General features: G+C 62.8%; 14 protein-coding genes. 7 read left to right on the plus strand and 7 right to left on the minus strand.

Annotated features, from left to right (window positions below; translation table 11 throughout):
* Positions 1-48: 48 nt before the first annotated feature.
* The gene (gene trmA, locus AC1P02_RS05830; protein WP_096118972.1) at positions 49-1,182 is read right to left on the minus strand and encodes a tRNA (uridine(54)-C5)-methyltransferase TrmA; all 1,134 of its coding nucleotides are present in this window, start codon (positions 1,180-1,182) and stop codon (positions 49-51) included.
* 172 nt (positions 1,183-1,354) lie between these two features.
* Between trmA and AC1P02_RS05835 the strand changes: the two genes are divergently transcribed.
* The 7 genes from AC1P02_RS05835 (at position 1,355) to AC1P02_RS05865 (ending at position 7,642) form a co-directional block, all read left to right on the plus strand.
* Positions 1,355-2,497, plus strand: coding sequence for a DUF5610 domain-containing protein (locus AC1P02_RS05835; protein ID WP_021138479.1), 1,143 nt, complete (start codon positions 1,355-1,357; stop codon positions 2,495-2,497).
* Positions 2,498-2,587: 90 nt separating this feature from the next.
* Complete coding sequence (locus AC1P02_RS05840; RefSeq protein WP_485184484.1) at positions 2,588-3,127, plus strand: ATP--cob(I)alamin adenosyltransferase; 540 nt, start codon at positions 2,588-2,590, stop codon at positions 3,125-3,127.
* Between the two features lie 99 nt (positions 3,128-3,226).
* Positions 3,227-4,909, plus strand: a complete 1,683-nt coding sequence (locus AC1P02_RS05845) for an HAD-IIIC family phosphatase (RefSeq protein ID WP_485184486.1) — start codon at positions 3,227-3,229, stop codon at positions 4,907-4,909.
* Positions 4,902-5,132 (plus strand): acyl carrier protein, encoded by a 231-nt coding sequence (locus AC1P02_RS05850; RefSeq protein ID WP_043142890.1) that lies wholly within the window; start codon positions 4,902-4,904, stop codon positions 5,130-5,132. Before AC1P02_RS05845 ends, AC1P02_RS05850 begins: the two co-directional genes overlap by 8 nt.
* Positions 5,129-5,893 carry an AAC(3) family N-acetyltransferase gene (locus AC1P02_RS05855; RefSeq protein ID WP_485184489.1) on the plus strand — a complete coding sequence of 255 codons (765 nt, stop codon included), beginning with the start codon at positions 5,129-5,131 and terminating at the stop codon, positions 5,891-5,893. Before AC1P02_RS05850 ends, AC1P02_RS05855 begins: the two co-directional genes overlap by 4 nt.
* The gene (locus tag AC1P02_RS05860; protein WP_485184491.1) at positions 5,883-6,284 is read left to right on the plus strand and encodes a VOC family protein; all 402 of its coding nucleotides are present in this window, start codon (positions 5,883-5,885) and stop codon (positions 6,282-6,284) included. Before AC1P02_RS05855 ends, AC1P02_RS05860 begins: the two co-directional genes overlap by 11 nt.
* Positions 6,281-7,642 carry a DUF4910 domain-containing protein gene (locus AC1P02_RS05865; protein WP_485184492.1) on the plus strand — a complete coding sequence of 454 codons (1,362 nt, stop codon included), beginning with the start codon at positions 6,281-6,283 and terminating at the stop codon, positions 7,640-7,642. The genes AC1P02_RS05860 and AC1P02_RS05865 overlap by 4 nt, the downstream gene beginning before the upstream one ends.
* On the opposite strand, the gene AC1P02_RS05870 is transcribed toward AC1P02_RS05865, so the two are convergent.
* The 6 genes from AC1P02_RS05870 to pseF are packed head-to-tail and all read right to left on the minus strand — an operon-like array spanning position 7,624 to position 12,909.
* On the minus strand, positions 7,624-8,370 hold the full coding sequence (locus AC1P02_RS05870) for a class I SAM-dependent methyltransferase (protein ID WP_485184494.1): 747 nt from the start codon (positions 8,368-8,370) through the stop codon (positions 7,624-7,626). The genes AC1P02_RS05865 and AC1P02_RS05870 overlap by 19 nt on opposite strands.
* On the minus strand, positions 8,367-8,630 hold the full coding sequence (locus AC1P02_RS05875) for a hypothetical protein (RefSeq protein ID WP_485184496.1): 264 nt from the start codon (positions 8,628-8,630) through the stop codon (positions 8,367-8,369). Before AC1P02_RS05875 ends, AC1P02_RS05870 begins: the two co-directional genes overlap by 4 nt.
* Positions 8,627-9,922 (minus strand): motility associated factor glycosyltransferase family protein, encoded by a 1,296-nt coding sequence (locus tag AC1P02_RS05880; RefSeq protein WP_485184498.1) that lies wholly within the window; start codon positions 9,920-9,922, stop codon positions 8,627-8,629. Before AC1P02_RS05880 ends, AC1P02_RS05875 begins: the two co-directional genes overlap by 4 nt.
* The gene (pseI, locus tag AC1P02_RS05885) at positions 9,915-10,961 is read right to left on the minus strand and encodes a pseudaminic acid synthase (RefSeq protein ID WP_485184500.1); all 1,047 of its coding nucleotides are present in this window, start codon (positions 10,959-10,961) and stop codon (positions 9,915-9,917) included. The genes AC1P02_RS05880 and pseI overlap by 8 nt, the downstream gene beginning before the upstream one ends.
* 6 nt (positions 10,962-10,967) lie before the next feature.
* The gene (pseG, locus tag AC1P02_RS05890; protein WP_485184502.1) at positions 10,968-12,224 is read right to left on the minus strand and encodes a UDP-2,4-diacetamido-2,4,6-trideoxy-beta-L-altropyranose hydrolase; all 1,257 of its coding nucleotides are present in this window, start codon (positions 12,222-12,224) and stop codon (positions 10,968-10,970) included.
* A complete protein-coding gene (gene pseF / locus AC1P02_RS05895; RefSeq protein WP_485185427.1) occupies positions 12,214-12,909 on the minus strand; it encodes a pseudaminic acid cytidylyltransferase in 696 nt (231 codons plus the stop codon). The genes pseG and pseF overlap by 11 nt, the downstream gene beginning before the upstream one ends.
* Positions 12,910-13,072 lie beyond the last annotated feature (163 nt).

Raw genomic sequence — 13,072 nt, forward strand, 5'->3', positions numbered from 1 at the left:
CAGGGCCCTTGGGCCCTGTTGTCACGCCGGTCGTGGAGATCCGTCGAATCAGCCTGTCTTGCGCTTCAAATAGACCCCGGCTTCCATGTGATGGGTCCAGGGGAACTGGTCAAACAGGGCGAAGCGGGCGACTTCGTGGGTCTCGCCCAGCACCGCCATGTTGGCCTGCAGTGTCTCAGGGTTGCAGGAGATGTAGAGGATGTTGTCGTACTCCTGCACCAGTTTGACAGTGGCATCGTCGAGACCGGCGCGGGGTGGATCGACGAAGATGGTGTTGCACTGGTAACTCTTGAGATCGACTCCCTTGAGGCGGTTGAACTCCCGCTCGCCGCGCATCGCCATGGTGAACTCTTCGGCCGACATGCGCAGTATGATCAGATTGTCGACGCCGTTGGCGGCGATGTTGAACTGGGCGGAGTCGACGCTCGGCTTGGCAATCTCGGTGGCCAGCACCTTGCGGAAATTCTGGGCCAGCGCGATGGAGAAGTTGCCGTTGCCGCAGTAGAGCTCCAGCAAGTCGCCTTCGCTCCCCCTGGTCACATCTAGCGCCCAGCCCAGCATCTGCTCATTGATGGCCGCGTTGGGCTGGGTGAAGCTGTTCTCCACCTGCTTGTAGGTGAGCTGGCGGCCAGCCACGTTGAGTTGCTCGATGACGAAGTCATCGCCCAGACATATCTTCTGCTTGTGGGCGCGGCCAATCAGCCGCAGGTCGAACCCCTGAGCCCGCAGATCGGCTTGCAGCGTCTCGGCGGCCTGCTGCCATTCGGCTTCGAGTTTGCGATGGTAGAGCAGGCTCACGATGATCTGGCCGGATTGGGTCGAGAGGTAATCGATCTGGAACAGCTTGCGACGCAGCACAAAGTGCGGGCGCAGCCCTGCCAGCAGCACCGGCATCAGCTGGTTGATCAGAAGGCTGGCGGTGGGGAAGTGATCGACCCGGATGATCTCCTTGGTGGCCTGGGCATACATACAATGGAAGAGGTCATCCCCTTCGTGCCAGATGCGAAATTCGGCGCGCATCCGGTAATGCTCGGCGGGTGAGGCATGCACCTCCAGCGCGGGAGGATTGAAGCCGGCAAACAGCTGGGTGAGTCGCTCGCGCTTTTCGTCGAGCTGGGCCTGATAGTCGGCGGGGGTCCGCAGGGCCTGGGAGTCGGCGCCAGCTTGCTGGATTTGGGTCATGATATACCTCACATGCACACCGGCAGAGCCGGGTCGAAATCGGGGGGAAGGCAGCAGGCCACCCAAAGGGGCCCGATTTTAAAAGCCAGCCGCAGATTGTCCAGTATTTTGTGGTCAAGAAGTGTTCAGTCAGGCCGATACCTGATCTACAGGCATGGTGGGAGGACACATTATGCAAATCGACGGCGTGGGCTCAGCCCAACCCAAGGGAGTGGGCGTTTCGCCCAAGGCACCCCAACAGGCACAAGAGAAGCAGGCCAGCAGCGGGGAAGAAGTCTCCTTGCACCAACCGCCCAAGTGGGCGCAGGTACTGGTACAGCAGGCGTTGCAGTTTGCGCTGGAGATCAACGGTCAGCGCTATCAGGCGCCCAAGGCAAAAGAGCCGGAGGTGGTCACCCCCGAGACCCTGTTCGACTTCCAGTCGGTGGCAGACAATGTGTTGCAGTTCATCACAGGACGGCTTGGCGCCGCCCGTGCGGACGGCAAGTCCGATGATGACCTGACCGAAATGATGGAACAGGCCCGCAAGGGCGTGGACATGGGATTTGGTGCCGCCAGGGAGCAGCTGGGTGACTGGGCCACCGAGAACGAAGACATCAAGACCGGCATCGATCAGAGCTACAAGCTGATCCAGGACGGGCTTGAGGAGTTCGAAAAAGAGTTCTTTGGCAAGGTCTCCACCACCGAGATGGGAGCGGCCGAGATGGCCAGCCGTCAGCAGGGATACCTGGAGATCCAGACCAAGGATGGGGACAAGGTGGTACTGCGCTTCAACGACAGCTGGCAGGTCAAATCCGAGAACAGCGAGAGTGGCAGTCAGTTCAGCCTCAAGTCGAGCCAGAGCTTCAGCTTCTCGCTGGAGGGGGATCTCAGCAGCGACGAGATGGATTCCATCGGCAAGCTGATCAAGGGGATCGACGATCTGGCGGGAAACTTCTTCTCCGGCAATTTCGAGGACTTGCTGAAGAAGGCGGGCGAGCTGAAGCTGGATGACAGCCAGCTGGCCTCCTACTCCCTCAAGCTCAAGCAGAGCGTCAAGCTGAGCCAGACCTACCAGGGGGCCAGCTCCCTGCAGGATCTCCTCAAGCCGCTGGCGGATTACCTGCCCAAGCTGAATCAGGTACAGCAACAGGCGGATACCCTGCTGCCGGAATCGCAACAGCAGGCGCTGACACCTGCGGTGCTGGCGGCCCGTGGCCAGAACGAACCGGCTCAGGTCAACAGCTTTACCAGCTTCAACCAGCGGATGCTGGAGGCGCTGCGAATGATAGGCCAGTTCCAGCCTGCGACCGAGCCCGCCAGCAAGAGCGTCTGAGCCGCCATCGCCCGGTTCAAGCCATAAGCTGCCGTTTGCCAGCTCCTCCGGGGGCTGGCAAACTGGCTCTTTTTCCAATCCGGTCAGCCCATGAACCCGAATCCCAAGAAGCCAAGAGACAAGCGCGAGCTCTGCTACCCCTTCATCTTCGAAACCCAGTTCCAGTGTGATTACGAGATAGCCACCGATGAGCTTTGCTGTCAGGTGGGGGCCGTGCTCGCCCAGCTGCCTGCGGAAGAGGAGACCCGCGAGATGGTGGCCGACCTGGGGGCCCTGCAGCGACTCATCTACAACCTCAACGGTTCGGTACGGGGCAAGCTCGGTATTTTTGAAGAGGATCTGGCGTGGTTGAAAACGCGGTATGACCACTACAACGAGGCGAGCCGCGGCCGGGTCACGGGTTTTGTCTTGCCTCGTGGCCCGCAGCCCATCCCCACCCTGCACCTGTGCCGCTGCGGCAGCAAGAAGGTGGTGCGGCTGCTGGTACGCCTCGAAGAGAGCGGCGTCCGCTTCGATCCCATCCTCTATCGCTTCGCCAACCTGCTGGCCAACTTCTTCTTTGTGCTGACCGTCTTCCTCAAGCAGTTGTGGCAGGTGGAAGAGGTGCCCTACGTCAGCATCAATTACTGACCAAGTGGCTGAAAAGGCTTTTATTTTTTGGGAAGATCAAAGACGATCCAGCCATGCTATTGCAATCTGGATGGCGCCGATAGCGGAGCAGGGGAAGTCATGACGACGATTCATCTCAGTGGCAGTTCATTCTTGATGCCGGGCAATCTGGCCTGGCGGTCGCTGGCTGTCCATGGCGAGGTACAGGTCGCGCCCCATGGGCAGTGGCTGCAAACCCTGATGAATCCATCTGAAGCGGTTGCCCCCCAGACTCACATCATCATCTGGCTGTGGGAAGATCTGGTGCCGGCACAGACGCTGGTAGCGTGGAGCGGTTTGGCACAAGAGGCGCAACAGCTGGCTGTGGCCGCCTTCGTCACATCACTCTGTCAGCCCCTGCAACAGCGTTTGCAGCGTCGGCCGCAGGATCACCTGCTGGTCGGGGTCTGCAGTCGTTCCCCTGTCTCCGTATTTGGGGCTGCGCCCTCAGCGCTTGCCTGTCTGGCCCATGAATGTGAGCGTCAGCTTGCCCATTTGCGGCGGCAGCATCCCGGCCTGGATGACCTGCATTTGCCACTCTGGTTGCAACAGCAGGGTCGCCACCACTGTTTCGACAACCGCAATCACTATCTGATGTCCTGCCCCTTCTCCATGGCCGGGTTGGCCAGTCTGGCGCAGTGGATTGCCCCCTTGCTGCAGCGGCTGCACAGGCCAGCTCACAAGGTGCTGGTGCTCGATTGCGACAATACCCTCTGGGGTGGCGTGGTCGGCGAAGATGGCGTGGGTGGCGTCCTGCTGGGGCAGGATGGGGTGGGTCGTCTCTATCAGGCCTTCCAGCAGGCGGCCATTTACTGGCATGGGCAGGGCGTCATATTGGCGCTCTGCTCCAAGAATCTGGCCGACGATGTGTGGCGGCTGTTCGATCAGCACCAGGGCATGGTGCTTGAGCGCCAGCACATAGCCGCGGCCGAGATTGGCTGGGAGTCCAAGTCAGCCGGCCTGCGGCGCCTGGCCGCGCGGCTCAATGTGGGGCTGGACAGTCTGGTGTTCTGGGATGACAGCGAGCTGGAGCGTGCCGAGGTGCGTGCCAATTGCCCCGAGGTCACCGTCATCACACCCCCCGCCGAGATCTGGGGTTGGCCCGATGCGCTGATGACGCTCGCCGAGCTGCAAAGCCGCCACCAGAGCCGGGATGACGGCTTGCGCCAAGGCTCCTATCAGGCACAGGCAGAGGCGAATGCAGTGCGCCAGCAACTGGGCGACGAACAGGCCTTCTTGCAACAGTTGGGGCTGCGGGCGAGCTGGCAGCCGCTCTCCCAAAGCACCCAGCTGCGGGCCGAGCAGCTGAGCCAGAAGACCAACCAGTTCAATCTCTCCGCCCGGCGTTATCAGGCGGGTGAGCTGGCACAGCTTGCCAGTACGCAGGGCGAGGTCTGGCTGGCCTCGCTGCGGGACAAGTTTGCCGATCACGGCATGACGGCCCTGCTGGTGCTACGCCCCCTCAATGAGGGGGCCGTGCTGCTCGATACCCTGGCCATCAGCTGTCGGGTGCTGGGGCGAGGCTTCGAACACTGGCTGCTGGCGCAAGTGGCTGCTCGACTGATGGCAAAAGGCGTTGACCAACTGGTGATAAGCATGGTGCCCACGGATCGCAACCAGCCGGCGCGGGATTTTCTGGCGACCCTGCCGACCCGGCCGATAACCACTCCAGCGGGATTGACGCCGCTGGCGGACGAGATGTTCCTCTGCCTGGATCTCCCCTCTCTTTCTCTCCCGTTTCTGGAGTTTTATGCCAATGAATGACCTCATCGCGCTGGTTCGCCAGCAATTTCCCCAGGCCAGCATCAACGAGCAGGCCGCCCTCGGCCTCGGCAGCTTTCCCGAGTGGGACTCCCTGGGACACTTCAATCTGCTGCTGCTCATCGAGCAGCACTTTGCCGTGCGGTTCGAGCCGCAGGAGCTGGCCGAGCTGAAGAGTCTGGCCGACATCAGACAGGCTCTGCTGCGCAAAGGGGTTGCCGAGTGAAACAGGCCATCGAACAGGCGCTGAGCGAGCTGGGGATCCCCAAGGGGAGCGCCCTCATGGTGCACTCGGATGCCATGGTCGTGGCCCAGTTTCCCGGTATGGGCAATGCCCAGGGGATAGCCACCTTCTGGATGCACCTGGAGCAGTGGCTGGCGGGGGATCTGCTGGTGCCGACCTTCACCTACAGCCCAATGGCGGGCGAGTGTTTCGACCCGGCAGCCACCCCGAGCAAGGTGGGGCTGATGACGGAGGTATTCAGGCAGCGTGACGGCGTCACCCGAACGCTGGATCCCATCTTCAGCTTTGCCATCAGTGGCCCCCACGGGGCCGAGCTTGCGGCCCGGGAGTGTCACGACTGCTTCGGTCAGGAGAGCCCGTTTGGCTGGCTGGCGGAGCAGGATGGCTGGTTGCTGGGATTGGGCTGTCATCCAGACAGGATCACCTTCACCCACTATGTGGAGCAACGGCTGGCCGTGTCCTATCGCTATCACAAACTGTTCGAGGGACAGGTGTGCGTTGCCGGCGCCTTGCGCGACTGGCAGGCCGACTACTATGTGCGGGATCTGGCGCTGGCCAGCGAGATCGACCTCTCCCGGCTGGTGGCCTTGCTGCAGGAAAGGGGCGCCTGGCATCAGACCCTGTGCCAGCGAGTGCCGGTCTGGGCCGTGTCCTGCCGCGATTTCATCCTGGCCGCCAGTGAGCTGGTGGCGACGGCGCCATACGCCCTGATCCGGGCAGGAGGAGCTTCTCATGCAATTTGACCATATAGGTCTGGTGGTGCCGGATCTCGCCAGCGGTGAGGCCTATTGCCGGGAGGTGCTGGGGCTGAGCCGCTTCTCGGTGGCGGTGGAAGATCCTTTGCAGAAGGTATGGGTGCAGTTCGTGCACGATGAGGGCGGACTTTGCTACGAGCTGGTGGCGCCGGCGACAGAGGATAGTCCTGTGACCCAGGTGCTCAAGACCCGGCGCAACGTCATCAATCATCTGGCCTATCGGGTGCCCTGCCTCGCTGAGAGTGCCGCCAGACTGCGAGATCAGCGTCACCTTCCCCTTGGTCCCAGCCAGCCGGCCATCGCCTTTGGCGGTGCCCACGTCCAGTTTTTCCTGAGCCCCCTTGGCCATATAGTCGAATTGATCGAGGAGCCCGCATGACCTCTCCACACAATACTGGCTACCTCCCTGTGGACTGGGATGATCAGGCTCAGCTGGGCGAGCAGTTGCATCGCTTGTTGACCCTGCTGTTCCCCCTCAACCGCAGCCTGACCGGTGATGGCGTGCGCCAGACTCTGGCCCTGATCCGCCAGCACTGCCTGCCTGATCTGCAGATCAGGGAGGTGGCCAGCGGCACCGAATGTTTCGACTGGACAGTGCCCGATGAGTGGAACGTACGGCAGGCCTACATAGTGGGGCCGGACGGTCGCAAGGTGGTGGATTTCAAGGATCACAACCTGCATCTGGTGGGCTACTCGGAGCCGGTGCGCTGCACCCTATCCCTGGCCGAACTGCAGCCTCATCTGCACTCCTTGCCCGACATGCCGGATGCCATCCCTTATGTCACCTCCTACTACAAGCGTCGCTGGGGCTTCTGCCTGCCGCACAAGGTGCGTGAGGCGCTGCCGGAGGGGGATTATGAGGTGGTGATCGACGCCAGCCTGGCGCCCGGCTCGCTCACTTATGGCGACTGGGTACTGCCGGGAGAGAGCGAGCAGGAGATTCTGCTGTCCAGCTACACCTGTCACCCCTCCATGGCCAACAACGAGCTGTCAGGCCCCTGCGTCGGTGTCTTCCTGATGGCCTGGCTAGCCTCCTTGCCAAAGCGCCGTTACAGCTATCGATTGATGCTGGTGCCCGAAACCCTGGGGGCCATCGTCTACCTCTCCCGCCATCTGGACCACCTCAAGCAGCACACCCTGGCCGGTTTCAACCTGACCTGCCTGGGCGATGAGCGCAGCTACTCCTTCCTGCCCTCACGCCAGGGCAACAGCCTGGCCGATCGCATCGGCCGCCATGTGCTGGGCCACCTGGCGCCGGGTTACAAGGCTTACAGCTTCCTGGAGCGAGGCTCCAACGAGCGCCAGCTGTGCGCCCCCGGCATCGATCTGCCGGTCACTACCCTGATGCGCAGCAAATATGGCTGCTATGCCGAGTACCACACCTCGCTGGATGATCTCTCGCTGGTAACCCCTGCCGGTCTGGCGGGCGGCTTCCTGGCGCTGCGCCGGGCCATCGAGTGTCTGGAACTGGATGAGCGTTGCGAGGTGACAGTGCTGGGAGAGCCCCAGCTGGGCAAACGGGGTCTCTATCCGGATCTGTCGACCCGCTATTCCGGTTGGCAGGTGAGGGAGATGATGAATCTGCTGGCCTACAGCGATGGCCAGCTGACCCTGTTCGAGATCGCCGAGACCATCAAGGTGCCTTTCTGGCGGGTGGCGCCACTGGCCAGCATGCTGCTGGAAGCAGGGCTGTTGCGTCGCCTCAGCCCTGAGCCGGATTACTCGATCACCAGATAAGCCGGCCCCGGGTTGTGCGGGGTGCGGCGGATGGCGTAGCGATCCAGCCCCAGCACCTCCTTGAGGGCCAGGGTTTCCCCCGGAAAGGCGGGCCAGTTCAGCTCATCGAAGGCCAGTACCGAACCCCTGGTGAGATGCGGCTTGATGAGCTCGAGACAGCGGCGGGTCGGTTCGTAGAGATCAAAGTCAAAATAGGCCAGCGCTATCATGGTTTCCGGCTGATGGGCCAGATAGGCGGGCAGCGTCTCGGTCACATCCCCCTTTACCAGCTCGTGCTTGACGATATGGCCCAGCGGACTTTCTGCTTCATGGGCGGCGAGCAGCTGCGCCAGGTGCTGTTCATAGTCGGGTGTGACGCCGTAGGCGCCCGGCTGGATGGCCGCATCCGATCCATCCTGCGGTGCGTGGGAGGGGAAGCCGCTGAAGGTATCGAATCCCACCAGCTTGCGATTGTAGTTGTAGGGCTCATACATGCCGCGAAACGAGGAGAAGAGCGCCAGGTTCTGACCCCAGCGGGTACCGAAATCCATGATGACGCCGTGTACCGGAATGATCTTCTGGTAGAGCTCATGCATGAACAGAATGCGGGAGAGCGACTGGCGCTTGAGGTAGAGGCCCAGATTGTTCTGCAGCTCGGCCGGGGGCAGCGGGCTGGCGCGCAATAGCTCGCTGAACGTCTGGCGACGAGACAGCTCCTCGTCGGAGGCATTGGAAATAGCCTTGATCATGAAACATCTCCTGCTGTGGTGGGGGCGGAAGGGGCTGTCAGGGTATGCACCAGCTCATATTCGAGGTAATCGGCCAGCCCGAGCCAGTCTTGCCGCTCCTGGCTGCGGAGCAGGGCGGCTATCAGCTCGGGAGGCAAGGAGCCTCGTTCTGTGAGAGCCTCCTGCAGCAAACCGGGCAGGATCTGGCTCGCGACAAGCGACTGCCCCAGCCGGAACTGGTGTGCCAGCGCCCTGATGCGGGTTATCAGGCTATCACTCATGACAGGTACTCCGGGTGGTAGCTGCAGCCCGCTATCTCGGCCCCTTCCCGGCTGCTGTTCCAGAAATGTACCTCGGGATGGCGCGCTATGTATCGCTCAAGTTCGGTGCGATAGGCGGAGAAGTTCGGGTTGGTCTTGACCCGGCGACCGTGCCCGTCGAGGGTCCAGCTGAGTGCCTGGCTGGCAGTGGGGCCGAGTGCACCATCCGCCCATCCGGAGTGGGTGAGCTCGCCGGGGAAAGCAAAATCCGTTCCCAGCAGAATGACCTGCTGGCAGCCCATCTGCACGGCAAGGTCGACGGCGGGGTGGATCACGCTGCCGCCCGAGTGCAGGCTTCCCTTAGGGATCTCCTGCCTCAGCGTCTGGTACATGGGACTGCGGGAGTAGGCTGCCTTGCGCGGCCCCTGCCAGGCCAGCAGCGCGGCCGTCGGCACAGTGGGGTAGTAGACCAGGGTAGTCTGGGCCGATTGGTCTGCGGGCAACCGGCTGCCGTGGATGGCATCATCTATGGTGACCACTATGTCTGGCCGGATGCCGTGGCGCAGCAGAAATGCCAGCGCAGTATCGACGCTGATCAGCAGATAATCCTGACGCCGTGTCTGCAACTGGGTCTGCAAGGTGGCCATATTGGTTTGCAGGGTCGGGCCGCTGGCGACGATCAGGGCATGTTTGCCTCGTGCAAGCCCGAACAGGCTGGCCACGTCGCCATCGCTCGTCAGCAGCTCGCGGTTTTCGGCCAGCCGGTGGGTGACAGCCGGATGCTCGGCATCGAACCTGGCGCTGGCAAACGGCAGCTCTATCTCGCTTACCAGCCGGTCCCGGATACGGGCTGCGGCGTCTTCCACCAGCAGCAACTCGGGCGGCAGGGCGAAGAAGGGCAGACGGATCTCGCTCTCGTCCCCTGCCATCATCAGTTCGACCTTGGAATCAGCCAGCCAGTCCTGCTGATCCAGCAGCCGCAGCACCAGGGCAAACAGGGCGCCATTCATGATCTTCACTTCCAGCCGCTTGAGGCTGGAGCGGCCCAGCAGGGCGCGCGGCAGATCGCCGAGCCCGGTGCCGTAGAGGTGCAGCACGGCCACCTCGGGCAGGCTGGCAGCCTGTAGCTCGGCCTCTTTCACCCTGTCATGACGACTGGTGAGCTGGATGCCGTCGATGCTGAGGGTCGAGCCCAGCCCTTCGGTCAGCTCGGCCTGGATGCTCTCCACGTCCTGCGCCAGCAGGCGGGGCCAGAGGGCGGGCCAGCGTTGGCGGATAAGCCTGCCGTGCTGGGCGAACAGTTCATCACTCATTTTTGTCTATCCACTCCCAGCTCAGCGGCTGATTGGCTGCCATGTCGCGACTGACCCGCTTGCCGATGAGTCGATCGTAATCGGCGGGAGGCAGGCCGAGGGCAGGACGCACCGACTTGATGTGGGCGGCGGTGAGCGCCTCTCCGGCCGTAATATCTTTGACCAGATAGAGGGAGCGGCGAAAGGCGCGGTTGCCCTGCTCGCTCTGGGTGAGCTGGTAGTCGGCCACCCCGAGCGCCGCATGGGCGGTGTTGACCGAGGCAATGAGCTCGGTGAGTTCGGCAGGCTCCATGGAGAAGGCGCAGTCCGGTCCGCCGTCGGCGCGGGCCAGGGTGAAGTGCTTCTCGATGAGGGTCGCCCCGAGCGCTGTGGCGGCGATGGCGGTCGCTGATCCCAGGGTGTGATCGGAGAGCCCCACCTCGACGCCAAAGCGCTGGCGCAGCATGGGGATGGTGCGCAGGTTGTATTCGGCCGCGGGCGCCGGATAGCCGCTGACGCAGTGCAGCAGCGCCAGCTGGCCGCTGCCATGCTTGAGCGCCATATCGACGGCGGCGGCGATCTCGGCCTCGTTGGCCATGCCGGTGGACATGATGAGCGGCTTGCCGGTCTGGGCGGCGTAGCGAATGAGGGGCAGATCCACCAGCTCGAAGGAGGCAATCTTGTAGGCCGGGCAGTCGAGAGATTCCAGCAGATCCACCGCGCTGAAATCGAACGGGCTGCTGAACACCGTCAACCCCAGCTCGCGCCCCTTGGCAAACAGGGCCTGATGCCATTCCCACGGCGTGTGCGCCCACTCATAGAGGTCATACAGGCTGTGACCATCCCACAGGCCGCCGTGGATCTGGAACTCGGGCCGATCGCTTCTGAGGGTGATGGTGTCGGGTCTGTAGGTCTGCAGTTTGACCGCACTGGCCCCGGTCGCCTTGGCGGCTGTCATGATGGCCAGCGCGCGTTCCAGGTTGCCGTTGTGGTTGGCCGAGAGTTCGGCGATCACGTAGGGCGCCTGCGCCGGGCCTATGGATTGATGGGCGATCTGCATCTGTGGTCAGGCTCCTGTGCCAAGTTGCCAGCCTTGCGGCGCCGGCTGCCAGGGGGCAGGGGGCGCTATCTTGGGTGGCTCGGCAAGATAGAGGGGAAATTGGGAGAAAATTGTTTGCAAGCGGTGTGCCAGCTCTTGCCATTGCTCTGGCGTGAGTGACGGATGGGCCTGCCATACCAGCTGCGGGCCGCACAGGGTCAGGGTAAGCAGAAGTCTGTCATCCTGCTGGAACCGCCACTGCTGGCCGTCAGGTATCAGTTGATAATCGGCTTGGGGCAGCAGCCAGGCGGTGAGGCGATCCAGCCCCAGGCCATCCACCTGTTGCTGGCCGCGCTGGCGATAGTCATCAGCCTGTCGCTCCAGTTGCTGCAAGGCCTGCAGGAGCTGTGCCGGCTCGGCCAGCTCGTCCAGCGTCAGCCGTTCGGCCAGCTGGAAGCGGGCTATCACTTCGTCGTTGAACTGCTGGTTGTCGACGATGGGCACTGCCAGGGTCGGCAAGCCGAGACAGGCCCGCTCCCAGGTCATGCCGCCGGCAGCGCCGATGGCGAAGTCGTGCTGATTCATCAACTGCGCCATCTGATCGCTCTGGCGCAGCAGCGCGATCTTGAGCTCGGACAGCTCGGCCACCCTCTGCTCCAGCTCGGGCCAGAAGGGGTTGGCGCCGCCTGCCACCAGGGTCCACTGGATGGTTCGCGCCCAGGGCAAGCGGGCCAGGCTGTTGAGGGTGGTGAGGCAGGCACTGGCCGGGTCGGCACCGCCGAAGCAGATTAGGCCTCGCTGCCACGGGCTGGTTTGTTGACGTGCCAGCTGGCGACAGGCGGGCTTCAACAGGGCATAGTCGGTGCCCAGCAATAGTCGGCAATCGGCCGGGATCAGCGGTTGGTAATCGGCGGCTGTGCGCAGTGGTCCCTGATCCAGCAGCAACTGGCAGTGGTGCGGGCGATCGGCCAGATCGTCGATCACCAGCAAGCGGCCACAGTGGACCGCCAGTTTTTGTTCGACCATGTGGTCAATTTGGTAGTGATCAAACACCAGCCAATCGGGCTGTAGTTGGGGCAGGGGGCCGGCGTCGTCCTGTGTGGTCAGAGAGTGGTGGTGATGGGCATGCAGCAGCGGCAGCAGATGCGCGGGCAAGTCGTGGCAGAGGAAGTGGCACTCGGCCCCCGCCGCCCGTAGCCGATCGGCGATGGCCAGGCAGCGCATCAGGTGGCCCAGCCCGATTTCGGCTCCTGCATCGAGCCGGAAGGCGACGTTAAACGCCATCCTGGCTCAGCACCCGATAGAGCAGTTCGGCCAGGTGCCAGTCTTCCGGCGTATCTATGTCGACCACCCTGTGCCTTGGCAGAATATGGCCGATCCCTTCCCCACCCACCGGGCTGATCCCCCCCAGCCAGGCTGCGCGGCTACCCCAGTAGAACTGGCCGGCATCCTGGTAGGCGGGCTCCAAATCCTGAGAGCGTTGCGCCATCTGCTCCGGCCAGAAGGGGCTGACTCTGCCCTGTTCGTCCATGCGCACCGCCCGCTGGATGGGGAAGCCGAATTCGGCCACCGTGTAGACGAAGGGCGCCTGGCTGGCGAGCAGGCGGTCGTGGGCGGCGCTCAGATCGCTGGCCTGAATGAGAGGCACTGTGGCATAGATGCAGCAGTAGTATTCCGCCTGCATGCCGAGATCGTCGAGTCGCCGGATGGCATCGATCACCACTGGGGTGGTGCCGGTATGATCGTCGGCCAGGCTGGCGGGGCGCAGGAAGGGCACCTCGGCGCCGAGTTGGCGGGCCAGGTCGGCGATCTCCTCAGCATCGGTGGAGACCACAATTCGGCTGAAGCAGCCTGCTGCCCTGGCCGCTTGAATGGCGTAGGCGAGCATGGGCTGGCCGCAGAAGGGGCGGATATTCTTGCGGGGAATGCGCTTGCTGCCGCCCCGGGCCGGAATGATGGCGATGGCCATGGTGCTCTCTCCCTGAGGGACGGGATCTGGCATCCCCGTCCGGATAATTGCTGACAACTCTTTGATTATTTTTGAGATTATACCGAGTTTTCATCTTATATTATTGAGCTTTGCTACGGAATCGCCCTGCTATGGTCGATAACATGGGCAAGTGATGGGAAGT

The organism is Aeromonas sp. TS_SC_11 (assembly GCF_057318915.1).

Bases quoted from the DNA above. Each gene is read 5' to 3' on its own strand.
- AC1P02_RS05860 (WP_485184491.1), top strand. From the start codon at position 5,883: ATGCAATTTGACCATATAGGTCTGGTGGTGCCGGATCTCGCCAGCGGT.
- AC1P02_RS05850 (WP_043142890.1), top strand. From the start codon at position 4,902: ATGAATGACCTCATCGCGCTGGTTCGCCAGCAATTTCCCCAGGCCAGC.
- pseG (WP_485184502.1), bottom strand. From the start codon at position 12,224: ATGGCGTTTAACGTCGCCTTCCGGCTCGATGCAGGAGCCGAAATCGGG.
- AC1P02_RS05870 (WP_485184494.1), bottom strand. From the start codon at position 8,370: ATGATCAAGGCTATTTCCAATGCCTCCGACGAGGAGCTGTCTCGTCGC.
- trmA (WP_096118972.1), bottom strand. From the start codon at position 1,182: ATGACCCAAATCCAGCAAGCTGGCGCCGACTCCCAGGCCCTGCGGACC.
- pseI (WP_485184500.1), bottom strand. From the start codon at position 10,961: ATGCAGATCGCCCATCAATCCATAGGCCCGGCGCAGGCGCCCTACGTG.
- AC1P02_RS05845 (WP_485184486.1), top strand. From the start codon at position 3,227: ATGACGACGATTCATCTCAGTGGCAGTTCATTCTTGATGCCGGGCAAT.
- pseF (WP_485185427.1), bottom strand. From the start codon at position 12,909: ATGGCCATCGCCATCATTCCGGCCCGGGGCGGCAGCAAGCGCATTCCC.
- AC1P02_RS05865 (WP_485184492.1), top strand. From the start codon at position 6,281: ATGACCTCTCCACACAATACTGGCTACCTCCCTGTGGACTGGGATGAT.
- AC1P02_RS05840 (WP_485184484.1), top strand. From the start codon at position 2,588: ATGAACCCGAATCCCAAGAAGCCAAGAGACAAGCGCGAGCTCTGCTAC.
- AC1P02_RS05835 (WP_021138479.1), top strand. From the start codon at position 1,355: ATGCAAATCGACGGCGTGGGCTCAGCCCAACCCAAGGGAGTGGGCGTT.
- AC1P02_RS05875 (WP_485184496.1), bottom strand. From the start codon at position 8,630: ATGAGTGATAGCCTGATAACCCGCATCAGGGCGCTGGCACACCAGTTC.
- AC1P02_RS05880 (WP_485184498.1), bottom strand. From the start codon at position 9,922: ATGAGTGATGAACTGTTCGCCCAGCACGGCAGGCTTATCCGCCAACGC.